The following is a 22,288-nucleotide window of genomic DNA, read 5'->3' as shown; positions in this document are numbered from 1 at the left end:
CCGCGCGCATACGCGTGGCCCACAGCATTTTCCGAATGAGCAGGAGGCAAGCCGTGAGCGCGACCGCGGACCACGCGGAGGAGCGGACCAACCCGGCAGCGAGGCTGGGGTTCGAGCCCGGACAGGTGGTCCAGGAGATCGGCTACGACGACGACGTCGCCGAGGATCTCCGTGAAGGCATCGAGTCCATCATCGGGGCCGATCTCGTGGACGAGGAGTACGACGACGTCGCCGACGCCGTCGTGCTGTGGTTCCGCGACGAGGACGGCGATCTCACCGACGCCCTGGTGGACGCCATCGGTCTTCTGGAGGACGGCGGCATGATCTGGCTGCTGACTCCGAAGACCGGCCGCGACGGCTACATCGAGCCGAGCGACATCAACGATGCCGCGCAGACCGCTGGTCTCTCCCAGACCAAGAGCATCAGCCTGGCAAAGGACTGGACGGGCACCCGTCTGGCCACCCCCAAGCGCTGATCACCGCACTGCGACGAGCCCCCGCCGGACCCGGTCCGGCGGGGGCTTTTCGCCCACGGGCGTAGGGTGGGGTCCACCGTTTCGGCCCACGCCCCGGTTCCGTCGACCGGGGGACCGGGCCCCGTCGAGAGGGACGCGCACGCGATGGCGATCGAGGTCGGCACCGAGGCCCCGGATTTCGAGCTCAAGGACAACCACGGGCGCACCGTCCGGCTCGCCGGCTTCCGCGGCGAGAAGAACGTGCTGCTGTTCTTCTACCCCTTCGCCTTCACCGGCGTCTGCACCGGCGAGCTGCGCGAGCTGCGCGACGACCTGCCGGCCTTCGTCAACGACGACACCCAGCTCCTCGCCGTCTCCAACGACTCGATCCACACCCTGCGCGTCTTCGGCGAGCAGGAGGGGCTGGACTTCCCGCTGCTCTCCGACTTCTGGAAGCACGGCGAGGTGTCCCGTGCCTACGGCGTCTTCGACGAGGAGAAGGGCTGCGCGGTGCGCGGCACCTTCGTCATCGACAAGGCGGGCGTCGTCCGCTGGAGCGTCGTCAACGCCCTGCCGGACGCCCGGAACGCCGACGCGTACCGGAAGGCGCTCGCCGCCCTCTGAGCCGCCCGGGACCGACACCCCCGTGTTCGACGGCGAATCGGCTGTTTCGAGCGGGAACCCGTCACTAGGATCGATTCGTTGATCCGATGCCAACGCACGACTGGGGGCGCTGCCCCTGGAAACCTATGGAGGGACTCGTGGGAGTCAGCCTCAGCAAGGGCGGCAACGTCTCGCTGACCAAGGAGGCCCCTGGCCTCACCGCCGTGACCGTCGGTCTGGGCTGGGACGTCCGCACCACCACCGGTACGGACTTCGACCTCGACGCCAGCGCCATCCTGGTGAGCGAGGAGGGCAAGGTCCGCAACGACCAGGACTTCGTCTTCTTCAACAACCTGAAGAGCGCCGACGGCTCGGTCGAGCACACCGGTGACAACCTCACCGGTGAGGGCGAGGGCGACGACGAGCAGGTCAAGGTCGACCTGGCCGCCGTGCCGGCCGACGTGGCCAAGATCGTCTTCCCGGTCTCGATCTACGACGCCGAGAACCGCCAGCAGTCCTTCGGTCAGGTCCGCAACGCGTTCATCCGCGTCGTGAACCAGGCCGGCGGCGCCGAGATCGCCCGGTACGACCTCTCCGAGGACGCCTCGACGGAGACCGCCATGGTCTTCGGCGAGCTGTACCGCCACGGCGCCGAGTGGAAGTTCCGCGCCGTCGGCCAGGGCTACGCCTCGGGCCTGCGCGGCATCGCGCAGGACTTCGGCGTCAACGTCTGAGCCGAACCGTTCGAACCGTCCGGCGCCGCACTCGGAAGTGCGGCGCCGGACGCGCCTCATCACCACCGGGGAGGAACAGAACCATGGGCGTCACGCTCGCCAAGGGAGGCAACGTCTCCCTCTCCAAGGCCGCACCCAACCTCACCCAGGTCCTCGTCGGACTCGGCTGGGACGCGCGCTCCACCACGGGAGCCCCCTTCGACCTCGACGCCAGCGCCCTGCTCTGCCAGGCCGGCCGGGTGCTCGGGGACGAGTACTTCGTCTTCTACAACCAGCTCAGCAGCCCCGAGGGCTCGGTCGAGCACACCGGTGACAACCTCACCGGCGAGGGCGACGGGGACGACGAGTCCCTCATCGTGGACCTCACCCGGGTGCCGGCCCACTGCGACAAGATCGTCTTCCCGGTCTCGATCCACGACGCCGACAACAGGGGCCAGAGCTTCGGCCAGGTCAGCAACGCCTTCATCCGCGTCGTGAACCAGACGGACGGCCAGGAACTCGCCCGCTACGACCTCTCCGAGGACGCCTCCACCGAGACCGCGATGATCTTCGGCGAGCTCTACCGCTACAACGGCGAATGGAAGTTCCGGGCGGTGGGACAGGGGTACGCGTCCGGCCTGCGGGGCATCGCTCTAGACTTCGGGGTCAACGTTTCGTAAAGCCATGTAATTTCACGATGGGGTAGACAGTGGTTCTGAAAACCTTCGGCTGGTCGTTCGCGATCACTGCGCTCGGCCTGGTCGTGGCAGTGCTCTACGGGGGGTGGAAAGCGTTCGGGATCGTCGCGATCCTGTGCATCCTCGAGATCTCGCTCTCCTTCGACAACGCGGTGGTCAACGCCGGAATCCTGAAGAAGATGAATGCCTTCTGGCAGAAGATCTTCCTCACGGTCGGCGTGCTGATCGCCGTCTTCGGCATGCGGCTCGTCTTCCCCGTCGTGATCGTCGCCATCAGTGCGAAGATCGGGCCGATCGAGGCGGTCGACCTGGCGCTCAACCAGCCGAACAGGTACGAGGAGCTGGTGACCGACGCGCATCCGTCGATCGCCGCCTTCGGTGGCATGTTCCTGCTGATGATCTTCCTGGACTTCATCTTCGAGGACCGCGACATCAAGTGGCTCGCCTGGATCGAGCGCCCGCTGGCCAAGCTCGGCAAGGTCGACATGCTGTCGGTCTGCATCGCGCTGATCGTCCTGCTCGTCACCGCGATGACCTTCGCGACCCAGGCCCACCAGCACGGCGGTGCGCACGCCGACAAGGCGCAGACGGTCCTGATCTCCGGCATCGCCGGCCTCATCACCTACCTCGTCGTCGGCGGTCTCTCCGGCTTCTTCGAGAACAAGCTAGAAGAGGAGGAGGAGCGCGAGCACGAGGCCGAGGAAGAGGCCCGGCGCAGCGGCAAGAAGGTCTCCGCGGTCCAGCTGGCCGGCAAGGCCGCCTTCTTCATGTTCCTCTACCTGGAGGTCCTCGACGCCTCCTTCTCCTTCGACGGCGTCATCGGCGCCTTCGCCATCACCAACGACATCGTCCTGATGGCGCTCGGCCTCGGCGTCGGCGCCATGTACGTGCGTTCGCTGACGGTCTACCTGGTCAAGCAGGGCACCCTCGACGACTACGTCTACCTGGAGCACGGCGCGCACTACGCGATCGGCGCCCTCGCCGTGCTCCTCCTGGTCACCATCCAGTACGAGATCAACGAGGTCGTCACCGGCCTGATCGGCGTCGTCCTGATCGCCTGGTCCTTCTGGTCCTCCGTCCGCCGCAACAAGGCGCTCGCGGACGCCGGGGGCGGCTCCGGCTCCCCGGGCGACAAGACGGAGGTGACCTCCGGGGTGTGACACCCCCGGCGGTGAGGAACGCTTCACTGCGGGGCGGCCGGAGCACCCGGCCGCCCCGCGGGCATGTGCGCGGTGCGGACGACGACCAGTGGGGGTGGAGGCGACATGGCCTTCTGGGACAACCTGTTCGCGGGGAGGACGGCCCAGTTCGACTCGGGCAACTCCGCGTCGAACGCGATCGACCTGACGAAACGGCGCCCGTCCGTCTCGCTCACCAAGCAGGGCGCCACCTCCGGCAACCTCCGGGTGAACCTCTCCTGGCGGATGCGGAGCTCCGACCTGGAGGGCCGTTCCCGCCAGGGCAGGCAACTGCTGCGGCACCCCTCCCAGCTCTTCAAGCCCGAGGTCGTCCAGGCCCACACCCAGGGCATGGTCAACGTCGACCTCGACCTGGGGTGCCTCTACGAGCTGACGGACGGCAGCAAGGGCGTGGTGCAGCCGCTGGGCAACTTCTTCGGCGACCTGAACGCGGCCCCGTACGTGAAGCTGAGCGGGGACGACCGCTTCGGCGGCTCCTCCGGCGAGACGATCTTCGTCAACCTGGACCACAAGGACGAGTTCAAGCGGCTGCTGTTCTTCGTCTACATCTACGACCAGACGCCGGCCTTCGACCGCACCCACGCCACGGTCACGCTCTACCCGAGCAACGGCCCCCGGATCGAGATCGAACTCGACGAGCGCGCCCCGCAGGCCCGCTCCTGCGCGGTCTTCTCCGTGGAGAACGCCAAGGGCGAGCTGACGGTGCGGCGCGAGGTGCGGTTCGTGTACGGCTTCCAGGCGGAGCTGGACCGGCTGTACGGCTGGGGCCTCCAGTGGGGCCGGGGCTACAAGACCAGGGCGTGAGCGCGGCCCGAGGGCTCAGGACCGCACGAACTGGGGGCCCATCGGCGGCATCCGGAACCCCGGGGACGGGTCCCGGTCGGGAACGCCCACCGGCTGCGGATAGCCGTACGCGGGGGCCGACGAGGCCGCGGGCTGCTGCGGGTAGCCGTAGGAGGGCGCCCGGTCCGGCCGCGGCGGCACCGCGGGAAGCGGCGGCACGGGGGCGTGGACCACGGTCGCCTCGAGGTCGGCGGAGCCGGTGACGGGCGCGTCGTGGGCCGGGGAGCCGGTGGCGGGGGAGTCGGGACCCGGGGCGCCGGGCAGGCCGTCCTGGACCCCTTCCTGGGCGTCCTCGTCGACCGAGATGCCGAAGTCGGTGGCGAGGCCGACGAGCCCCGTCGGATAGCCCTGCCCCACCGCGCGGAACTTCCAGCCGTCCCCGCGCCGGTACAGCTCGCCGCAGATGACGGCCGTCTCCTCGCCGGTCTCGGCCGTCACCTCGAACAGGGCCAGCGGCTCGTCCCCGGCCCCGGCGGACGCGTCGTACAGCAGGATCCGCAGGTCGGAGACGGAGCGGAAGGTGCCGCCGTCGGAGGAGGCCGCGAGCACCACCCGGTCGACGGAGGCGTCCAGGCCGCCGAGGTCGGCCTCCACGGTGTCCGTCAGCCCGGCGGCGTCCCGCTTCTTCGGCAGCCGCCGCACGCACCCCGAGGGGTGGCGCGGCTGGTTGTAGAAGACGAAGTCCTCGTCGGACCGCACGCGTCCGGACGGCCCGAGCAGCAGGGCCGAGGCGTCCACGTCGGGGACCCCGGGGCCCGGGGTCCAGCGGAGCACGGCCCGTACGGCCGCGGTGTCGAGAGGGACGTTGGAGCCCTTCAGCATCGCGTGCGTCATGACCGCAATCCTGCCCTCCCGGCCGTCCCGCGGACAACGCGGGGGGCGGCACCGATGCCGGACCGGGACGACGGACGCCGGCGGGTCACCCGGATTTCACATCGCGCGGGAACTGAGGACACCCCCGCCTACGTACTATTACCGGCCACGTGTCATCGGGGCACAGACGGGACATCGAGAGGCAGACGGTTACCCATATGCGTCATTTCGGGCACATCCCGTCCGTGAAGCGAGCCGGGCTGTTCCACCGGGAACCGGCCGAGTTCACGGCCGACTCGCCCGCGCGCACGCTCGCCGTGGCCCTGGGCGCCACGCTCTACAGCCCGGCCACCCGGCCCCGGCTCGCCGACGCCGTGCGCAAACAGGCTGCCCGGGGAGTGGTCTCCATGGTGCTCTGCCTGGAGGATTCCATCGGCGACGCCGACGTGGAGGCCGGTGAGGACAACCTCGTCCGGGAGTTCGCGGACCTCGCCGCCGGCGGGACGGACGTGCCCCTGCTCTTCATCCGGGTCCGTGAGCCCGGCCAGATCACCGATCTCGCCGACCGCCTCGGAAAAGCGATTCACCTGCTGTCCGGATTCGTACTGCCCAAATTCACCGAGAGCCGTGGACGCGCCTTCCTCGACGCGCTGGCCGAGGCCGGGCGCACCACCGGCAGGCGCCTCTTCGCCATGCCCGTCCTGGAGTCCCCCGAACTCCTCCACCTGGAGACCAGGGTCGAGACCCTCACCGGAATCGCCTCGATCGCCCGGGAGTACCGCGACCACGTCCTCGCCCTGCGCCTGGGCGTCACCGACTTCTGCTCCGCCTACGGCCTCCGCCGCTCGCCCGAGATGACCGCGTACGACGTCAAGGTCGTCGCCCACGTCATCTCCGACGTCGTCAACGTCCTCGGCCGCGCCGACGGCACCGGCTTCACCATCACCGGACCCGTCTGGGAGTACTTCAGGCCCGGCGAGCGCATGTTCAAGCCCCAGCTGCGCCGCAGCCCCTTCCTGGAGGGGCGCGCCGAGGACCTGCGCACGGCGCTCATCGAGCACGACCTCGACGGCCTGCTGCGCGAGATCGAACTCGACCGGGCCAACGGCCTGCTCGGCAAGACCTGCATCCACCCCACCCACGTGGTGCCGGTGCACGCGCTCTCCGTGGTCAGCCACGAGGAGTGGAGCGACGCCCAGGACATCCTGCGGCCCGAACGGGACGGCGGCGGAGTGCTCCGCTCCGCGTACACGAACAAGATGAACGAAGTGAAGCCGCACCGCGCGTGGGCCGAACGCATCCTCCTGCGCGCCGAGGTCTTCGGCGTCGCCAGGGAGGACGTCGGCTTCGTGGAGCTGCTCACCGCCGGACTCGCCGGCTGACGAAGGGACGGAGACGACGTGGTGTGGACCGGAACGTGGGTCGCGGAGCGACTGGGCGTCGAACTGACCGGCGGCGAGGAGCTGCGGACCCTGCTGGGCCTCGCGCTGCGCCGCAACCCCCGGCGCGCGCACCTGCTCGTCTCCGGCGTGCTCGGCAAGCACGTGCCGCAGCGCCCCTCGGTCGTGTACGGCGCCGGCCTCGACCTCGGCCGGCGCGTCCGCGCGCTCCTCGGCGACGAGGAGGCCGCGCGCGCGGTCGTCCTCGGATACGCGGAGACCGCCACCGCCCTGGGCCACGCCGTCGCCGACGGCCTCGGCACCGCCCCGTACCTCCACTCCACCCGGCGCCCGGTCCCCGGCGTCGCCCGCGCGGGCGGCTTCGAGGAGTCCCACTCCCACGCCACCTCGCACCTGCTGCTGCCCGAGGACCCGAAGCTGCTGGCCGGTGACGGCCCGCTGGTCCTCGTGGACGACGAGTTCTCCACCGGCAACACCGTCCTCAACACCATCAGGGCCCTGCACGAGAGCCACCCGCGCGAGCGGTACGTCGTCGTCGCCCTCGTGGACATGCGCTCGGCCGACGACCTCGGCCGTCTGGACGCCTTCGCGGAGGAGGTCGGCGCCCGCGTCGACCTGATCACCCGCGCGACCGGCACGGTACGCCTCCCGGAGGGGGTCCTGGAGCGGGGCCGCGCGCTGGTCGAGGAGTACGAGGCGGCGCACGCGCCCGCCCCCGCGCCCCCGGCACCCGGCCGGGCCCCCGTACGGATCGACCTCGGCTGGCCCCGGGGGCTGCCCGACGGCGGACGGCACGGGTTCACCCCCGCGCACCGGGAACTCCTGGAGGCGGCCCTGCCGTCCCTGGCGGACCGCGTGGGGAGGGCGCTGGGAGCGCCGGGGGCCCCGGAGGGCCGGAAGGCCCCGGCGACCGGGACGGACCGGACCCTCCCGGAAGCCACGGAAGCCACGGAAGCCACGGTCACCCCCGCCGCCCCCCGCCGCGTCCTCGTGCTCGGCTTCGAGGAGCTGATGTACGCGCCGCTGCGCCTCGGCACCGCCCTGGAGGAGGCCGGACACGACGTCCGCTGCTCCACCACCACCCGCTCACCCGTCCTCGCCGTCGACGACCCCGGCTACGCGATACGCACCCGGCTCGTCTTCCCCGCCCACGACGACCCGGCCGACGGCCCCGGCGAGCGCTACGCCTACAACGTGGCCGGCGCGGGCTTCGACGCCGTCGTCCTCGTGATCGACTCCGCCGCCGACACCCCGGCCCTGCACGCCCCGGACGGCCTCCTCGCCCAGCTCGCGGCGCACGTCCCGCACGTGTTCCTCGCGGTCGTGCCCTCGTACGTGCCCGGAACCGCCGCGACCGCCGGCGCCCCCCGAACCCCCGAAGCTCCCGAAAGGAGCTCCATGCTGCCCGAGCCCCTCCGCGGCCCCGCCTTCTCCTCGTACGCGCCCGACGAGGTCGGCTGGCTGCTCCAGGACCTCTCGGACGTCGAGCTGGAGGCTCCCACCGAGGAACGCGAGGAGGCCGTCCAGCGCGGCGGCGCCCACTACGCCGAGTCGCTGCCCGTCGAGTACCAGCCCAGCGAGGAGTACCAGGCGCTCTTCCACTCCGCCCTGGAGGCGTCCGCCGCCCGGATCGCCCGCGCGGTCGGCACGGTCACCGAGACCGTCCTCGCCGAACGGACCGACCGCCCCGTCCTCGTCTCGCTCGCCCGCGCCGGCACCCCCGTCGGCATCCTCATGCGCCGCTGGGCACGGACCCGCCACCGCCTCGACCTCCCGCACTACGCCGTGTCGATCGTGCGCGGCCGGGGCATCGACGCCAACGCGCTGCGCTGGCTCGCCGCCCACCACGACCCCGCCGACGTGGTCTTCGTGGACGGCTGGACCGGCAAGGGCGCCATCTCCCGCGAACTCGCCGAAGCCCTCAAGGACTTCGACGGGTTCGACCCCGACATCGCGGTCCTCGCCGACCCCGGCTCCTGCGTCCGCACCTACGGCACGCGCGAGGACTTCCTCGTCCCCTCCGCCTGCCTCAACTCCACGGTCTCCGGCCTGGTGTCCCGCACCGTGCTCCGCTCCGACCTGGTCGGGCCGGACGACTTCCACGGCGCCAAGTTCTACCGCGACCTGGCGGACTCCGACGTCTCCGGCGCCTTCCTGGACGCCGTCACCGCCCGCTTCGCCGAGGTCGCCGCGGCCGTCGACACGGACGTCGAGGAACTCCTCGCCGCCGACCGCGCCCCCACCTGGGAGGGCTGGGCGGCCGTGGAGCGGATCAGCGAGGAGCACGGCATCCACGACGTCAACCTGGTCAAGCCGGGCGTCGGCGAGACCACCCGCGTCCTGCTCCGCCGCGTCCCCTGGAAGATCCTCGCCGCACGGGGCGCCGGCACCGACCTCGCGCACGTACGGCTGCTCGCGGAACAGCGCGGCGTACCGGTCGAGGAGGTCGACGGACTGCCGTACAGCTGCGTGGGCCTGATCCACCCCCGGTACACCAGGGGAGCGACGGGCGCCGACGGCCGGACGGTGGCGACCCGGTGAACACGACGACGAACCCGGCCGTTCCCCGGACCCCGGACCCGGCGTCCGTACTGGTCGCCAGCGACCTCGACCGCACCCTCATCTACTCGGCCGCCGCCCTCGCCCTCACCGCGCCGGACGCGCTCGCGCCCCGGCTGCTCTGCGTCGAGGTCCACGAGTCCAGGCCGCTCTCCTACATGACCGAGGACGCGGCCGGCCTCCTCGCGCGGCTGGCCGACGAGACCCTCTTCGTCCCCACCACCACGCGGACGCGCAAGCAGTACCAGCGCATCCGGCTCCCGGGCACCGCGTCGAAGTACGCGATCTGCGCCAACGGCGGCCACATCCTCGTGGACGGCGTCACCGACCGCGACTGGCACGCCTCCGTCCTCGACCGGCTCGCCGACGAGTGCGCGCCGCTCGCCGAGATCCGCGCCTACCTCGCCGCCACCACGGACCGGTCCTGGGTGCGCAAGCACCGGGTGGCCGAGGACCTCTTCGCCTACCTGGTCGTCGAACGGGACCTGCTCCCCGAGGAGTGGCTGGGACTCTTCGGCCACTGGGCGGGGGAGCGCGGCTGGACCGTCTCGCTCCAGGGCCGCAAGGTGTACGCGGTGCCGAAGCCGCTCACCAAGAGCGCGGCCGTCCGCGAACTCGCCCGCCGCACCGGCGCCGCGCTCACCCTGGCCGCCGGGGACTCCCTCCTCGACGCCGACCTGCTGCTCGCCGCGGACCGGGCCTGGCGGCCCGGCCACGGCGAACTGGCCGACAGCGGCTGGACCGCCCCCCACCTCGACGTCCTCGCGGAACGCGGGGTCGCGGCGGGGGAGGAGATCCTGCGCCGCTTCCGGGCGGCGGCGGTCGGTTAGGGAACGCGCCGGAAGCCGAAAGCGGCGTCGTCCGCCCGGAGGGCGGACGGGCCCCCGGCACGCGCCCCGGTGCTCCGGAGGGTCAGCCGCAGCAGCCCCCGCCGCAGCAACCGCCGCCACCGCCCTGCGCGGGGGCGGCGGCGCCGCTTCCGCTTCCGCCGACGGCCACGGCCGACAGCAGCTTCACGGTGTCGTCGTGCCCGGCGGGACAGGCCGCCGGGGCGGAGGACTCGGCCATGGGCCGGCTGAGCTCGAAGGTGTCGCCGCAGGTGCGGCAGCGGTATTCGTAACGAGGCATGGGGACAGATTAGGCGGTGTCCCGCCCTCGGGGGCGCCCCGCCGACCGGCCCGCGGCGGCGGGAGCGACCGGGCCGAAGGGCCCGGCTGGGTCCGGCGGGGCGACGGGGCCGGTGAGGCCCGTGGGGCGGCGGAAGCGACGGTCCGGCGGGCCCGCCGGGATCAGTGCCCGGTTCCCGTCCCCGTTCCCGTCCCGGCTCCCCGCTCCTCCCGGATCTGCCCGACGACCCGGGCGGCGGTGGCGCGCACGGCCTCCAGCTCGGTCAGGAAGTGCCAGTAGTCGGGGTGGAGCCCCTCCAGCGTCCCGACGGCGCGGTCGATCCGCGCGACGGCCTCGTCGAGGGGCCGGGCGTGGCGCGGGTCGGGGGTGGTCCGCCCGTCCATCGCGAGCCGCTGGGCGTCCCGTACGGCGAACCTGGCGCGGTCGGTCTCGGCCTCCGGGCCCTTCGCGACGGCGTCCAGGCGGCGCAGCCGGTCACCGGCGGCCGAGACGGCCTCGTCGGTGGAGTCGAGGAGGGCCCGGACCGTGGAGAGCAGCGAGGTCGCGTCGGGCCAGCGCTGCTTGGCCCGCGCCCGTCCGGCCTCGGCGAGCCGCTCCTCCGCTTGGTGGAGGGTGTCGGCGGCCTGTTCGGGCACGTGCTGGAGATCTTGCCAGCAGGCGGCGGAGAACCGTCGCCGCAGCTCGGAGAGGACGGGCTCGACCCCTCCGGCGCGGGTGGTCAGCGCCTCGGCACGGGTACGCAGCGAGACGAGGCGCCGGTCGATCTCGGCGGCGCGTCCGGGCAGCCGTTCGGCCTCGGTCCGTATGGCCTCGGCGTCCCGCAGCACCCGGTCGGCGCGCTGCAGGGTCTCGGGGACGCCGTGCCGGCCCGCGCCCTCGTTGAGCCGGGTCAGCTCGGGGCCGAGCCGTGCGAGCCGCAGCGCGAGGTCGTCGGCGCGCAGCCCGCTCTCCCGTACGGAGTCGAGGGCGTCGCTCGCGCCCCGCAGGGACTGCCGGGCGCGCTCGACGGCGGGCGCGAGGCGGGCGAGCTGGGTCTCGGCGCGGCCGAGGAGCGGGGCGAGACCGGCCTCGAACCGGTCCAGTTCGCCCTTCACGCGGTCCAGCTCGTCCTTGGCCCGGGTGAGTTCGGCGCGGGCCCGGGCGGCGGTCGCCGCGTCCAGTTCGTCGCGGTCGAGGTCGTGGGCGTCGACGGCGGTGATGTACGCGTGGCTGACCTCGTCGATGCGTCGCCCCAGCGCCTCGAAGCCCTCGACGGCGCGGAGCGCCTCGGGGGAGCCGTCGACGGCCGTGATGGTCTCGACGGAGATCCGCAGCCCGCGCTGGGCGGTGTCCAGCTCGTAGAACGCGGCCGCGGCGGCGTCCTTCGCGGCCTGCGCCCCGGCCCGCTGCCCCTCCCCGCGCCCCCCGAACCACCGCCGGGTCCCCCCACCGGCGAACGCCTGCGGCAGCAGCGCCACCGCCACCAGCGGCAGCGCGAACGCCAGCCGGAACGCGGAGGAAACCCTGGGCGCCGACGCGCTCCTCGTATCGCTCGCCGCCACGTACCTCTCCCGTGCTGTGTCCGCCGTGCCCGGTCCGGGTCCATTCTCCCACCCGGTGAGGACGCGCACACGGGCCGGTCAGTTCGTCGTGCGGACCGTGATGTCGCCGTTGCCGCCGCGGACGCTCAGGGCGTGCTCGCTGCCGTCGCGGCGGGGCACGTCGAGGCGGACCCGGCCGTTGTCGCTGGTCCCGGTCACCGCGTACTCGGCCTTCGGCACCTCCAGGGTGACTCCGCCGTTGTCGGTGACCACGTCGACCCTGCGGGGTACGGCTCCGAGGGTGATCCGGACGTCCCCGTTGTCGGACCGGGCGGTGACGTCCCGCGAGGTGGTGCCGGCGTCGACGACCACGCGGCCGTTCCCGCTGCCGAGGTCGAGCGGCCCGCCGGCCTTCCGCACCCGGACGTCGCCGTTGCCGGACCGCACCTTCAGGGGCGTGGCGAGCCCCTCGGCGGTCACGCTCCCGTTGTCGCTCTCGACGGTGACGGCGACGTTCCGCGGCACCTGGACGCGGTGCACGGCGCCGCAGCGGGAGGCGACCGCCCCGCACTCGACCCGCAGCGTCAGCCGCCCGCCCTCCAGCTTCCAGGTCGCCTCGGGCCCCGACCCGATGAACACCCAGCCGTCGACCTGCCGCTCGACGCGCACGCCGTCGACGTCGGCGGGCGTCACCTCCAGGCGCGAGTCGTCCGAGTCGACGGTGAGCGCCGTTCCGGCGAAGGCGAAGTCCTTCCTCTCCACCGGCGCCCCCTCGGCGTCGGCGCTCCCGCACCCGCCGAGCACGAGCACGGCGGCCAGCGCCCCACCGGAGGCGAACAGCACACGGAACGGACGACCTGCGACCATGACGACCCAATCCCCAGAGGAACACGACGGCCCCCCGACGGTACGGACCGGCCACCCCGGGTCACGATCCGGCGACCCACCGTCTCCGGGGTGGGGACAACCCCCGCTCTCCCTTCGCCCGCCTCACCGGACTCGGGGGTTCACGGGTTCACGGGTTTGCGGCACCCGCCCACGGGCCATGTAGGCTGTTGCTTCTTCCACGGGTGCGTAGCTCAGGGGTAGAGCGCTGCTCTTACAAAGCAGATGTCGGCGGTTCGAAACCGTCCGCGCCCACCAGTAGGTAGATAGACAAAGGCCCAGGTCACCGGTACTGAACCGGGAACCTGGGCCTTTTCATTTCCCGGTGGGGAGGGAAGGGGCTCATGGGCGGGTGCCGGCCGGTGGGCCGCCCGGAGCCGGTCCGCGGGCATTCCGTACAGTGCCTGCCGAGGGGGTTGCCGTGCGTGATCAGGACTGGGACGACGACAGTGCGTACAGGTCGGCTGCGAGGCGTACGCGGATCACGATGGCGGTCGCGCTGGTCGTGACCCTGTTGGTGGCCGGGGCCGTAGCCGTCGCCGTCCTCGGCGCAGTGCTGTTCCTGGACTTCGCCGAGTCTCTCGGCCGGTAGCGGCGCCCCTCTCGTGCCCCGTGGAGCGGGACATCACGGGAAACGCCGGGCAGTCGTGGTGCGCGGACGTGCGAATGGCTCCGGTTCGGTGCGAGGGGCGTGTTGGGCGGCCGGGCGCGGTGGCCCGTGGCGTCCGTCAGCCGGGCAGGTCGCCGTCGCCGCCCAAGTTGGCGACCATGCGGCGCAGGACGTTGATCGTGGTCACGAAGTCGGCCGTGTCCACGCCTTCGTGCACCTGCCGGTGCACGCGCAGGTTGCGCTCCCTGGCCCGGACGCGTCCGGCCTCTCCCGCCCCGGTCAAGGTCATGAGCCCCGCGTCCTCCACCAGCCAGCCGCGGGCGACGAGGTCGTCGAAGACGTCGTCGAAGTCGATCCCGAGGTCGTCCCACTTCGCCAGCCGCTCGGTCAACGCCGCGCGGGTCCACGTGCCCGGCTGCCCGGCGACGTGGTTGAGCGTCCACCAGTGCGGCTGGGTGAGGTCCTCCACCGCCAGCTGCTCACGAAGGGCCCCGACCACCAGCCGGCACGCCATGCCCGTCCACGCCCCGATGGGCTGGGCGGCCACCTGCTCCTGCGTGTACTCCCTGAGCGTCACGCTCATGTGCTCCTCCTCGTGATCGGTGGAATGCGATCACCGTAGGAACTCAAGCTCGGTTGACATCAAGGCGGTTCCCGCAGCCCGCTCCCGGTTGCCCCCCGGCGGGACGGCAACCGGAAACCCCCTGGCCGAGGGCGGGGCGAACGCGCCCCGCGCCGGTTCGCGCCGCGCGGGCGGAGAGTTGACGGGCAGTGCGCGCGGCGGGTGTACTCCGGCCATGACCGAGGTGGGGGACGCGCCCGAACAGGGCGATCGGGGCGGCGAGATGACGCCGCAGCGGTACATCGAGACGAGACTCGCGCAGTACCAGGAGTGGTACGACGCCAAGGCGACCCGCGCGAAGGCGATGCACCAGCGGATGCGGACCCTGTCCGTCGTCGGCGGGTCGCTCGTGCCGGTGCTCGTGAACGTGGACCTGGACTCCGCGCGGGTCGCGGCCACGGTGCTGAGCGTGGTCGTCGTCGCCGCCGTGTCGCTGGAGAGCGTGTACCGGTACCGGGAGCAGTGGAAGAACTACCGCTCGACCGAGCAGCTCCTCGGCCACGAACGCGTCTACTTCGAGGCCAGGGTGGGGCCGTACCACGACCTGCCGAAGCGGCAGTCGTTCCAGCTGCTCGTCGCCCGGGTCGAGAAGGCCATCGCCAACGAGAACTCGGCCACCCTGAACGTCATGACGCTCGGCGGGCAGGTCGGTTCCGACATGCAGCAGTACGGGGTCCCCGCCGCCCGCGAGGCGGTCGGCGAGGTCCGCTCGGAGAGCGTCCGGGCCGAGTACGTACGGGTGGAGAGCGACGCCCGGGTGGAGAGCGGCGCCCGGACGGAGAGCGGCGCCCGCGAGGGCACCTGAGCCGGGTCGCCTGGCGGGACCCCGGGGTCCAGGAACCCCGGGACCCCGGGGCCCCGGGGTTCCTGGACCCCGGGGCCCCGGGACCCGTGACTCCCGGGACCCTTGGGCCTCTGAAGGTCAGAACCTCAGCACCCAGGACTCCGGAACCCGTCCGCCCCGGGCGCGACGGACTGCCGTCCCGCCCGGCGCGGTGCCCCCGCCCCGCCCGTCACGCCCCGAAGTCGTACTCCAGGACGTACGACGACGAGTCCAGCGTCATCTCGTTGAGTTCCACCGCCGCCCCCGTCTCCGTGAAGGCCGTGCGGTCGATGAGGACCACCGGCGTCCCGGGTCCCAGGGCCAGCCGCTCCGACTCGTCCGCCGTCGGCATCCGGCAGCGGACCTCCTCCCGGAAGCGCACCGGCCGCCTGCCCAGCTCGGCGAGCCGCGCGTAGGTGCCGCCCGGACCCGTGTCCGGGGCGGTGATCGGCGTACCGCGCACCAGCTCGGCGGAGAGGTACGAGACGGAGAGCAGCACCGGCCGGGAGTCCAGGACGAACCGGCGGCTGCGGACGCAGACGGGCGCGCCCGGCGGCAGGTCCAGGATCTCCGCGACCCGGGCGCCGGCCTCCTCCTCGGTCACCTCGATCCGGTCGACCACCAGGTCCCGGTCCCCGATGTCCGCCGACCAGACCGAACGGCCGCCGCCCCAGTGGTCGCCCGCGAGGCGGGGGACGCCCCGGCGGCGCAGCGGGGGGAAGACGCGGACGAAGACCCCCGCGCCCCTGCGCGCCTCGGCGAGCCCTTCGGCCCGCAGGACGGAGAGGGCCTGCCGGGCCGTCATCCGTGCCACGTCGTAGGTCGCCATGAGGTCGTTCTCGCCGGGGAGGCGGTCGCCCGGCGCGAAGGCGCCCGACCGGATCGCGGACCTCAACTCCTCAGCGATCTTTCGGTACTTGGGCCGCCGGGCACTGTCCTGGTCGGTCACGGGCGGACCACCCCCTTCCTCTGCGAGCACACCCTACGGCGCACTTCTCGGCGCGGAGGCACACGTGTACGCCTTCCCGCCCGGCCGATCCGTCCAACGGGGGACATCTCTAGAGATGCGTTGACAGGGCGGATCCGCCGCGCTTCCCTGAGTGTCCCCATGCTTCAGGTTCCGGGACGGAGGGGATGCGTGCAGTCATGGCCCGAGGTCGGTGACCTCGTCCGCGACACCGCCACCGGGCGGGTCGGTTTCTACGTGGACAGCGTCTCCGGGCGCTTCCGCATCCGCGCCGTCCACGGCGGTGCCGAGTGGGAGGCCGACCCCGTGGACATCCAGCTCGCCACGCCCCTGCACGAACTGCGGGCCCGCACCGCCGAACTCAACGCGCGGAGCAGGCGCGGTCTCGGCGCCTGAGCGCGGAGCGTGCGGAACGGACGCGCGGGGGCGGCGAGAGCGGGGCCGGCCCGGTCGTCAGTGGTGCGCGTCACACTGGAGGCATGTGCCGCAGCATCAAGACGCTCCGCCCGCCCGTCCTGCCCGAGGAGGCGACCGGGGACGACATCCGCGCCGCCGCCCTGCAGTACGTCCGCAAGGTCTCCGGTTTCCGCGCCCCCGCCGCCCACAACCGCGAGGTCTTCGAGCGGGCCGTGGAGGAGGTCGCGGAGGCCACCGCGAGGCTCCTCGACGGCCTGGAGGTGCGCGGGGCGCCCTCCGCCGTCAGGAAGCGGTCGCGGGAGCCGGGGCCGGGCGCTGTATGAGGTACGCGGCCAGGCCCCCCGCCAGGAAGAGCGCGAGGGTGGACACCCCCGCGCCGAACCAGGTCGCGCCCAGCCACTGACCACCCAGCCAGCCGAGCCCCACGCTGTACGAGGCCCAGGTCACGCCCGCGACCGCCGACCACGGCAGGAACTCCTCGATGCGCCGCTTCGACGCGCCCGCGCCCAGCGAGACCACGGAGCGGCCCGCCGGGGCGAAGCGCGCGAGCACCACGAGCAGCCCGCCGCCCCGGGCGAGCGCGGTGCCGAGACGTTCCTGCGCCAGGGAGAGGCGGCGCGAACGCGCTATCGCCCGGTCCAGCCTGGCCCCGCCCCGTCGGGCCAGGCGGTACGCGAGGAAGTCGCCGAGCACCGAGGCCGTGGCCGCGCAGAGGAGGAGCGGGAGGAGCGACGGCACGTCGGGGGTGGCCGCGGTGGCCGTCGCGGCGGCCGTGGCGGCGGTGACCACCAGGAAGCCGCTCGGCAGCACGGGCAGGAAGACGTCGAGCAGGATCGACGTCGCCACCACCGGGTAGATCCACGGACCGGCGGTGAGCGACCGCACCGAGCCCAGGCTGTCGAGCAGATTCACAGGGGCAGAGCCTACGCGGGGGAGGGCCCCCGGTGCCCGGTGGGTGTCCGGGCGGGGGCGACGGGACCTGCGGTGATGCCGGGACGCGCCGGTGTGCGAACGTGCGGAGGCCTGAGGGGACCTGAGGGAGCCTGAGGGGAATCGTCCGGTGCGGCGGCCGGCCGCCGCCGCGCACCGTACGCGGGAAAGGCCGGAAAGCGCGCTGCGGAGACCGGCCTCCTCTGTTATGGCGCCTCACGGGCGGGGCTTCCGGGGCCGATGGGGCGCGCCCGGCGCCTTGCGGGGGCGGAACTTCCGGGGTCGATGGCATGCGCCCGGCGCCTCGCGGAGTGGGGCTCCCGGGGCCCGATGGCGCGCGTCCGGCGTCTCGTGGAGCCCGGGGCCCGATGGTGCGCGCCCGGCGCCTCGCGGCCGGTGCTGCCGGAGCCGGACGGCGCGCGCCCGGCGCCTCACGCCTCCAGGCGGCTCAGGGCCCGCATGGCCTCGCGCTCCACGCGCGCGATGTCGCCGAGGACCGCGCCGGCCCGGACGAGGAGCCGTTCCTCGCCCGTCTCACCGGCCTTCCCGATCAGCGCCGCCACCTCCGTCCACAGGGTGGCCGCCTCGGCGTACAGCGCGTGGCCGGTGCGCAGGTGGCCGCTGTCGAGCAGTCCGGCGCATTCGGCGAGGAAGTCGCGGTAGAGGTTGCGGAACAGGGCGCCGCCGGTGCCGGCCTTCTCCATCAGGAGGGTGGTCCGGGGCAGGTCCCGCTCCGGGGCGTCGGTGCGCCGGAGCCACGTGGGCAGCAGCTTGGCGGCCTTCTCGATGCCCCGGTGGCCGAGGTTGGCGATGGGCGGGTGGAGGAAGGCGTCGGCGCAGGCGGTGACGGCGGGGACGATCCGGTCCCGCGGAGAGGGCGGGTCCGCCGGCGCGGCGAGGGTGAACGAGCGGTGCCGGGCGGTCATCGGGCCGCGTGCGGCCCTGGCGCGGGCGAGACCGGCCAGGCCGGTGGAGACCGCTCCGCCCTGCTGCTCGGTGTCCACCAGGTACGCCGTGTGGTCGTCGTAGCCGTACAGGGCCACGATGTGGCCGCCGAAGTGCGCCTTCGTGCCGAAGTAGTCCAAGTGGTAGCTGTCGAGCTGCAGTCCGACGGGGTGACCGGCGTCGACGGACGCCGAGACGTCGTCCCACGCCCTGCGCGGGGACGTGGTCTCCCGGACCCGGAGCTCCAGCCCGAGCCCGGCGGCCAGGTTCCTGGTGAGTTCGAAGGGCTTGACCCGGCCCCCGAGGAAGGGGAAGTCCATGTTCTTGCCGTCCCAGTAGAGGAAGGACAGGCCGGAACCGAGGCCGAAGAGCATGGGTTCGGACAGGTCGATCCCCCGGTGCCGCAGCAGCACCCCCAGGGTCGTCGTCTCGCAGTGCAGCGCACCCCGGGCGTCGATGTCGATCATCGTGGCCATGCCGTGTCCTCCCGGACGGGGACGACCGGGAGGGCCGTCGGTTCCTCTCGCGGTGCCTCCGCCGGTCCGGCGGGACGGGCCTCGCACGCCTTCACGCCGGACCCTCCCACGGGGGAAGGGTCCGGCGCCACGTCGGCGGGCCCGGCGGCGTTCCGCCCGCCGCTCAGGCCGCGGCCGGCGTGGTCCGCTCCTCGCGCGCCGCCTTCTCCGTCTCCTCCCGGGACCCGGTCCCGCTCCCGAGCAGCCGGTCGAGGGCCGGCGCGCCCGGACCGGTGAAGACGAGCAGGAGGAAGGCCCAGCAGAACAGGGCCGCGATCTCTCCGCCGTTCTGCAGCGGGAAGAGGGATTCGGGCTGGTGGACCTCGAAGTACGCGTACGCCATCGATCCCGAGGCGAGGAGGGCGGCGCTCCGGGTGCCGAGGCCGACCAGGACCAGGGCGCCCGCGACGAGCTGGATCACCGCCGCGTACCAGCCGGGCCAGGTGCCCGCGGGGATCGTGCCGCCGCCCATGGCTCCGCCGAGGACGCCGAAGAGCGAGGCGGCGCCGTGGCAGGCGAAGAGCAGGCCGACGACCATGCGGAAGAGGCCGAGCGCGTACGGCTGGGCCCGGTGCAGGCGGGCCGTGAGGCCGGCCGGGCCGCGCGTGCCGCCGGGGGCGCCGGCGGTGCCGGGGTTCTTCATGGGGGACTCCTTCGGTCTGGCCTCGTTCGTGGGGTGAACGGGGTGGGGGACGGAACCGATGAGTCGGTAGGTTAGGTTCACCTCATTAGTACTTGCAAGTTCAACATTGAGCCGCACGGGAAGTGTGTGGTCGTGTGTGCTTCCCGTGCGGCCGTGCAGTGTCGTTTCTTCGGTGCTGTTTCCCCGGCCGTGGTGCCGTGCCGTCAGCAGCCGTTGAGGACGGACTGAAGGGCGCTCTTCTCGGCGGAGTCGACGCTGAGCTTCCAGTAGTACTTCACGTGCACCCAGGCCCGGGCGTACGTGCAGCGGTAGGCCGTCCTCGGGGGCATCCACTTCGCCGGGTCGAGGTCGCCCTTCGCCTGGTTCACGTTGTCCGTGACGGCGATGAGCTGCGGCCGGGTCAGGTCGTTGGCGAACGCCTGGCGCTGGGAGGTGGTCCAGGAACTGGCGCCGGAACGCCAGGACTCGGCCAGGGGGACCACGTGGTCGATGTCGAGGTCCGAGGCGGCCGTCCAGGTGGCGCCGTCGTACTCGGAGTACCAACTGCCGCTGGTGGCGGCGCAGCCGGCGTCCGTGACGACGTCGCTGCCGTCCCGCTTGAGGACGGTCTCGCGCGTGTTGCAGGTGCCGGACTGGGTGATCCAGTGCGGGAAGAGGTCCCGGCTGTAGCCCGAGGTGGAACCTTCCGCCCGCACCGTGAGGGCGGCCAGGTAGGTGCGCGCGGTCGCGGCGCTGACCGGGGTCGGAAGGGCGGCCTGGGCGGTGGGCGCGGTGGCCAGCAGGCCGGTGGTGGTGAGGGCGGCGGAGGCGGCGAGGACGGCGATTCGACGCGCGTAGACCTTGTGTATGGACATGTGAACTCCCTTGACGTGGCGGAACCTTGGCGGACGCGTCCCCGCGGGCCGCCGGACGGCGGCCCGGCCATCGTGGCGGCGCCGGGTTTCCGTGGGGGGTGCGTCAGGTAACAGAGTGGCGTCATGGGCACGACACATCAAGAGGTGCGACGTTCACTAACGGAGCGTCAGATTCCGCCCGGCGTCCGGGGGTTGCGGGGGCGTACCGACCGGTGGTGAACCGTTTCCTCGCGCGCGGGGGCCTGTGCGCCGGGGGCGCGAAGGGCGTGAGGGGCACGAAGGGCGTGAAGGAGGGGCGCTCCGGAAAGCACGCGCGCGCGGCCGGAGGGTCCGGTCGCGCGCGGAGGGCGGGGTGCGTACGCGGAGGGTCGTCGCGTACGCGCGGGTGCTACGGCAGGGCGGTCAGCGTGATCGAGCCGTCCCCCGCCTCGACCCGCAGGTGGGTGAGGTCCGGCACGTACGCGTCCGGCGCGAAGGCCGCCGCGCGCGGGCCCACGCCCACGACGCGCATGCCGGCCGCGCGGCCCGCCCGGATGCCGGCCTCGGAGTCCTCGAAGACCACGCAGTCCGCCGGGTCGAAGTTTAGCGCCGCCGCGCCCTTCAGGAAGCCCTCGGGGTCCGGCTTGCTGGCCCCGACGCTCTCGGCGGTGACCCGGACCGCCGGCATCCGCAGCGCCGCCGCGCCCATGCGCGCCCGGGCGAGGGCCTCGTCCGCCGAGGTCACCAGGGCGTGCGGCAGGTCCGCGATCGCGGCCATGAAGGCGGGGGCGCCGGAGACGGGCACGACCCCGTCGAGGTCGGCGGTCTCCTCGGCGAGCATGAGCCGGTTGTCGGCGTGGTTCTCCTCCATCGGGCGGTCCGGGAGGAGCAGGGCCATCGTCGCGTACCCCTGGCGGCCGTGGACCACCCGGAGCGCGGCGTCCCCGTCGAGACCCTGTCGCTCGGCCCAGCGGCGCCAGCAGCGTTCGACGACGGCGTCCGAGTTGACGAGGGTGCCGTCCATGTCGAGGAGGAGGGCGCGGGCGGTGAGCGTTGCCGGGGTGGTGGCAGGCATCGGGTCTCCAGAAGGGGTGGTGCGGAGAACAAGGCGGACCCGCCCACCGGTCAGGGAGTGCGGGCGGGACCACTTTGTTTTTCAACGATACAAAACCGGGGGCCGTCTTGGCCAACCGGACCGTCCGGTGTCCGCATCCTGGGACCGCCGGTACCCCGCGCGGTACCGGCCGCGCCTCAGAAGTCGGACCCTCCGCCCTCCAGGGCCGCGCGCGTGTTCGGTCCGTAGACGCCCGGCGCGTCCCCCCGGACCGACTGCCACCGCTGGAACATCCGCACGGACTCCCTGACCTCGTCGTCGAAGCGGCCGCTGATCGGCCCGTAGTAGGCCCCCACGTTCCTCAGCCGCCACTGGAGCTCCCTCACCTCGGGGCCCTGGTCGCCGTAGGCGAGGGTGGGGGCCTCCTGGTCGGGCTTCCGCGTCTCCTCCGGGGTCCGGGAGGGGGTCGCGGACCCCGTCGTCGGCGCGGTCGTCGGCACCGGAGGGGTGGTGACGGCCGGGGGGACGGCCGGCCGGGTCGAGGCGCCGGGACCCGGAGCGGTGGTGCGGGCCGGGGCGGAGGGGGTGACCGTACGGGACGGGGAAGCGGTGGCGGAGGCGGAGGCGGAGGGCTTCCGGCGCGGGGTCGGCGACGACGTCGTCGGCTCCGGGCCCGTGGAGGAGGGGGACGGCGCCTCCGACACGGCGGCGTTCAGGGACGCGCTCGTGGTCACCTCGGGCGGGACCGCCCGGTCGTCCGTCTCGTTCCCGCCGCCGAGGACGGCGGCGGCCAGGGCGGCGGTGCCCGCCACGGCGGCCGCGGCCACCATCACGACCACCGTGCCCCGCCCCCGCCTCCGCTTCCCGCCGGACGGCGGCGTGCCGCCGGTCCCGCGCAGCAGCAGGGGCATCGTCTCGGAGGGGTCGTCCCCGGCACCGGGGTACGCGTCCGGACGCGCTCCCGTCGCCGGCGCGGCGGGACCCGCTCCCGCGCGGCCCCCGGGGCGAGAACCCCGAGGGGGGACCCGGGGGTCCGCCGGGGGGACCGCGGCGAGGCGGGCGGTCGGCGGGTCCGCGTCCGCGCTCCCCGCCCCGTACCCCCGCGTTCCCGCC

The 22,288-nt window shown here is 73.2% G+C and carries 25 protein-coding genes and 1 tRNA gene; 14 read left to right on the top strand and 12 right to left on the bottom strand.

Annotation, left to right across the window (positions count from 1 at the left end; all coding sequences use genetic code 11):
- Positions 1–53: 53 nt before the first annotated feature.
- From ACFYZY_RS17335 to ACFYZY_RS17310, 6 genes are all read left to right on the top strand, one after another.
- The gene (locus ACFYZY_RS17335) at positions 54–476 is read left to right on the top strand and encodes a DUF3052 domain-containing protein (protein ID WP_388694541.1); all 423 of its coding nucleotides are present in this window, start codon (positions 54–56) and stop codon (positions 474–476) included.
- A gap of 144 nt (positions 477–620) precedes the next feature.
- On the top strand, positions 621–1,079 hold the full coding sequence (locus ACFYZY_RS17330; protein ID WP_388694539.1) for a peroxiredoxin: 459 nt from the start codon (positions 621–623) through the stop codon (positions 1,077–1,079).
- A 137-nt stretch (positions 1,080–1,216) separates the two neighbouring features.
- Positions 1,217–1,792: a TerD family protein gene (locus ACFYZY_RS17325; RefSeq protein WP_388694537.1), complete on the top strand. Its 576-nt coding sequence runs from the start codon at positions 1,217–1,219 to the stop codon at positions 1,790–1,792.
- 83 nt (positions 1,793–1,875) lie between these two features.
- The gene (locus ACFYZY_RS17320; protein WP_388694535.1) at positions 1,876–2,451 is read left to right on the top strand and encodes a TerD family protein; all 576 of its coding nucleotides are present in this window, start codon (positions 1,876–1,878) and stop codon (positions 2,449–2,451) included.
- A 29-nt stretch (positions 2,452–2,480) separates the two neighbouring features.
- On the top strand, positions 2,481–3,629 hold the full coding sequence (locus tag ACFYZY_RS17315; protein ID WP_388694533.1) for a DUF475 domain-containing protein: 1,149 nt from the start codon (positions 2,481–2,483) through the stop codon (positions 3,627–3,629).
- Positions 3,630–3,734: 105 nt separating this feature from the next.
- On the top strand, positions 3,735–4,472 hold the full coding sequence (locus ACFYZY_RS17310) for a Tellurium resistance (RefSeq protein ID WP_388694530.1): 738 nt from the start codon (positions 3,735–3,737) through the stop codon (positions 4,470–4,472).
- Positions 4,473–4,487: 15 nt separating this feature from the next.
- On the opposite strand, the gene ACFYZY_RS17305 is transcribed toward ACFYZY_RS17310, so the two are convergent.
- On the bottom strand, positions 4,488–5,345 hold the full coding sequence (locus tag ACFYZY_RS17305; RefSeq protein ID WP_388694528.1) for a TerD family protein: 858 nt from the start codon (positions 5,343–5,345) through the stop codon (positions 4,488–4,490).
- Between the two features lie 197 nt (positions 5,346–5,542).
- On the opposite strand from ACFYZY_RS17305, the gene ACFYZY_RS17300 reads away from it, so the two are divergent.
- The 3 genes from ACFYZY_RS17300 to ACFYZY_RS17290 are packed head-to-tail and all read left to right on the top strand — an operon-like array spanning position 5,543 to position 10,113.
- A complete protein-coding gene (locus tag ACFYZY_RS17300) occupies positions 5,543–6,706 on the top strand; it encodes an HpcH/HpaI aldolase/citrate lyase family protein (protein ID WP_388694526.1) in 1,164 nt (387 codons plus the stop codon).
- A gap of 18 nt (positions 6,707–6,724) precedes the next feature.
- On the top strand, positions 6,725–9,265 hold the full coding sequence (locus tag ACFYZY_RS17295) for a phosphoribosyltransferase (protein ID WP_388694524.1): 2,541 nt from the start codon (positions 6,725–6,727) through the stop codon (positions 9,263–9,265).
- Entirely contained in the window at positions 9,262–10,113 is an 852-nt protein-coding gene (locus ACFYZY_RS17290) for an HAD family hydrolase (RefSeq protein ID WP_388694522.1), read from the top strand. The genes ACFYZY_RS17295 and ACFYZY_RS17290 overlap by 4 nt, the downstream gene beginning before the upstream one ends.
- A gap of 82 nt (positions 10,114–10,195) precedes the next feature.
- Here ACFYZY_RS17290 and ACFYZY_RS17285 read toward each other — a convergent pair whose 3' ends face one another.
- The 3 genes from ACFYZY_RS17285 to ACFYZY_RS17275 all read right to left on the bottom strand — a co-directional run bounded on the left by ACFYZY_RS17285 (position 10,196) and on the right by ACFYZY_RS17275 (position 12,798).
- Complete coding sequence (locus ACFYZY_RS17285) at positions 10,196–10,411, bottom strand: zinc ribbon domain-containing protein (protein ID WP_388694519.1); 216 nt, start codon at positions 10,409–10,411, stop codon at positions 10,196–10,198.
- Positions 10,412–10,572: 161 nt separating this feature from the next.
- Positions 10,573–11,895, bottom strand: a complete 1,323-nt coding sequence (locus tag ACFYZY_RS17280) for a hypothetical protein (RefSeq protein WP_388694786.1) — start codon at positions 11,893–11,895, stop codon at positions 10,573–10,575.
- A 135-nt stretch (positions 11,896–12,030) separates the two neighbouring features.
- Entirely contained in the window at positions 12,031–12,798 is a 768-nt protein-coding gene (locus tag ACFYZY_RS17275; protein WP_388694517.1) for a DUF4097 family beta strand repeat-containing protein, read from the bottom strand.
- Between the two features lie 201 nt (positions 12,799–12,999).
- On the opposite strand from ACFYZY_RS17275, the gene ACFYZY_RS17270 reads away from it, so the two are divergent.
- Both ACFYZY_RS17270 and ACFYZY_RS17265 read left to right on the top strand, forming a co-directional pair.
- Positions 13,000–13,074: transfer RNA gene (locus tag ACFYZY_RS17270), tRNA-Val, on the top strand.
- Positions 13,075–13,237: 163 nt separating this feature from the next.
- Positions 13,238–13,408 carry a hypothetical protein gene (locus ACFYZY_RS17265; protein WP_388694514.1) on the top strand — a complete coding sequence of 57 codons (171 nt, stop codon included), beginning with the start codon at positions 13,238–13,240 and terminating at the stop codon, positions 13,406–13,408.
- 136 nt (positions 13,409–13,544) lie between these two features.
- Here the strand turns inward: ACFYZY_RS17265 and ACFYZY_RS17260 are convergent, their stop codons facing one another.
- Entirely contained in the window at positions 13,545–14,009 is a 465-nt protein-coding gene (locus ACFYZY_RS17260) for a MarR family transcriptional regulator (protein ID WP_388694512.1), read from the bottom strand.
- Positions 14,010–14,223: 214 nt separating this feature from the next.
- Here ACFYZY_RS17260 and ACFYZY_RS17255 point away from each other — a divergent pair, with 214 nt between their 5' ends.
- On the top strand, positions 14,224–14,853 hold the full coding sequence (locus tag ACFYZY_RS17255) for a DUF4231 domain-containing protein (RefSeq protein WP_388694510.1): 630 nt from the start codon (positions 14,224–14,226) through the stop codon (positions 14,851–14,853).
- 208 nt (positions 14,854–15,061) lie between these two features.
- Here ACFYZY_RS17255 and ACFYZY_RS17250 read toward each other — a convergent pair whose 3' ends face one another.
- Complete coding sequence (locus ACFYZY_RS17250; protein ID WP_388694508.1) at positions 15,062–15,820, bottom strand: GntR family transcriptional regulator; 759 nt, start codon at positions 15,818–15,820, stop codon at positions 15,062–15,064.
- Between the two features lie 189 nt (positions 15,821–16,009).
- Here ACFYZY_RS17250 and ACFYZY_RS17245 point away from each other — a divergent pair, with 189 nt between their 5' ends.
- Both ACFYZY_RS17245 and ACFYZY_RS17240 read left to right on the top strand, forming a co-directional pair.
- Positions 16,010–16,234 carry a hypothetical protein gene (locus ACFYZY_RS17245; protein WP_388694505.1) on the top strand — a complete coding sequence of 75 codons (225 nt, stop codon included), beginning with the start codon at positions 16,010–16,012 and terminating at the stop codon, positions 16,232–16,234.
- Between the two features lie 83 nt (positions 16,235–16,317).
- Positions 16,318–16,578, top strand: coding sequence for a DUF2277 domain-containing protein (locus ACFYZY_RS17240; protein WP_388694504.1), 261 nt, complete (start codon positions 16,318–16,320; stop codon positions 16,576–16,578).
- Here the strand turns inward: ACFYZY_RS17240 and ACFYZY_RS17235 are convergent.
- The 6 genes from ACFYZY_RS17235 to ACFYZY_RS17210 form a co-directional block, all read right to left on the bottom strand.
- The gene (locus ACFYZY_RS17235; protein ID WP_388694784.1) at positions 16,538–17,161 is read right to left on the bottom strand and encodes a DedA family protein; all 624 of its coding nucleotides are present in this window, start codon (positions 17,159–17,161) and stop codon (positions 16,538–16,540) included. The genes ACFYZY_RS17240 and ACFYZY_RS17235 overlap by 41 nt on opposite strands.
- Before the next feature lie 455 nt (positions 17,162–17,616).
- Entirely contained in the window at positions 17,617–18,606 is a 990-nt protein-coding gene (locus ACFYZY_RS17230; RefSeq protein WP_388694502.1) for a BtrH N-terminal domain-containing protein, read from the bottom strand.
- A gap of 163 nt (positions 18,607–18,769) precedes the next feature.
- Positions 18,770–19,288 carry a DoxX family protein gene (locus ACFYZY_RS17225; RefSeq protein ID WP_388694500.1) on the bottom strand — a complete coding sequence of 173 codons (519 nt, stop codon included), beginning with the start codon at positions 19,286–19,288 and terminating at the stop codon, positions 18,770–18,772.
- 203 nt (positions 19,289–19,491) lie between these two features.
- A complete protein-coding gene (locus ACFYZY_RS17220) occupies positions 19,492–20,136 on the bottom strand; it encodes an HNH endonuclease family protein (protein WP_388694782.1) in 645 nt (214 codons plus the stop codon).
- 394 nt (positions 20,137–20,530) lie between these two features.
- Positions 20,531–21,196 (bottom strand): HAD-IA family hydrolase, encoded by a 666-nt coding sequence (locus ACFYZY_RS17215; protein ID WP_388694498.1) that lies wholly within the window; start codon positions 21,194–21,196, stop codon positions 20,531–20,533.
- 176 nt (positions 21,197–21,372) lie between these two features.
- Positions 21,373–22,086, bottom strand: coding sequence for a peptidoglycan-binding protein (locus tag ACFYZY_RS17210; protein WP_388694496.1), 714 nt, complete (start codon positions 22,084–22,086; stop codon positions 21,373–21,375).
- Positions 22,087–22,288 lie beyond the last annotated feature (202 nt).

The organism is Streptomyces sp. NPDC001744, from assembly GCF_042892575.1.
GTDB lineage: Bacteria > Actinomycetota > Actinomycetes > Streptomycetales > Streptomycetaceae > Streptomyces.
The sequence above is the reverse complement of the archived record's forward strand: the minus strand, read 5'-3'. Positions and strand labels throughout refer to the sequence as shown.